The organism is Clostridium punense, from assembly GCF_017874425.1.
GTDB lineage: Bacteria > Bacillota > Clostridia > Clostridiales > Clostridiaceae > Clostridium_J > Clostridium_J punense.
The window spans coordinates 1-1,232 of the sequence record NZ_JAGGLL010000095.1 but is presented as its reverse complement, the minus strand read 5'-3'; the positions used below and the strand labels follow the sequence as shown (position 1 = coordinate 1,232).

At 29.9% G+C, this 1,232-nt stretch carries 1 protein-coding gene; it reads right to left on the bottom strand.

Annotated elements, in window-relative coordinates; translation table 11 throughout:
• The coding region (locus J2Z44_RS22125; RefSeq protein WP_209650066.1) for an IS91 family transposase at positions 1-1,085 on the bottom strand (1,085 nt) is incomplete at its 3' end.
• Positions 1,086-1,232: the final 147 nt, after the last annotated feature.

Genomic DNA, 1,232 nt, shown 5'->3' with positions numbered 1-1,232 from the left:
CTATTAATAACCATATACTTCTTACATTTTTCGCATTTTAAAGGATCTATGCCAAAATATTTTAAAATTCTATACTCCCATTTTCTTAACTTTTTCAATTCTTCAGCTACCTTTTCATTTATAAGTTTGAAAAACTTATTTTCACATTTATTATTGCTAGAGTATATACCATAATATCTAATCATTCTAAAATGTTTTTCGGGTATATGAATTATTAGCTTTTTTATAAAATCTATTGCATCAAGCTCTACTTCTATTCTTTTTCCATCTTCATGCCTTTCATAATAAAACCTTACGGTTCTTCCATCATAGCTTATAATCCTTGACTGTGCTATCACAGGCCTTGCAGCATACCTTCCTACATATCTTGCTACAATTTTAGTTGAAGTTATTAGTCCTTTTGCATACACATAGAAACCTTTTGTTAAAACAGAATATAGCTGATTTTTTAATCTTTTATATTCTTTAATCCCATTTTTTAAGTTATTGCCTAATTTGTCTAAAATCAGTTTCTGCCACCTATTGCGAAGCATAGCAAAAGGCATAAAGTTAAACTTTTTCCAAGCTGTAATATTACCACTTGCCCCTTCAGTTACTAGTAGATGTACGTGGGGATTCCATTTTAAGTCTCTACCGAAGGTATGAATAACAGCAACTATTCCTGGAGTAAACTTTTCCTTTTTACTTCGTTCTAAATACCAACTACTAATTGCTTCTGTCGCACATTGTGGTAATAAACTTAACAACCTTCTATCAGCTCTAAAGTATTCTCTCAATTCTTTTGGGATTGTAAAAACCATATGTCTATGTGGAGTGTTTATTAACTTTGCAATTAAATCCTCTGTCCAATTGTCCACTCTAACCTTTCCACAAGAATTACAAAATCTACTTTTGCATGTAAATCCTAATCTTTTTGTTTTACCACATGCTTCGCATATAAATTCTATGAAACCATTGTTCAATGACCCACAGTTCATCATTTTTTCAACTTCTACAATAACATTCTTTCTAATCTTTCCTCTGTATAATTTTTTAAATCTATCCCAATGATCTAAAAATATTTCTTTTATAATGGTTTTCTTCATTTAAAATCATCCTTGTTTTTTAAATAAATTATACAAAACTTTACCCAAAATGTTTATGGCATTTTTTTACACAAACTCTCAAAAGCAACAATTCCAAGGCCTTCCAGGCATTTTGCTAGCGCAAAAAAAGTTGAATTTCCTATATAA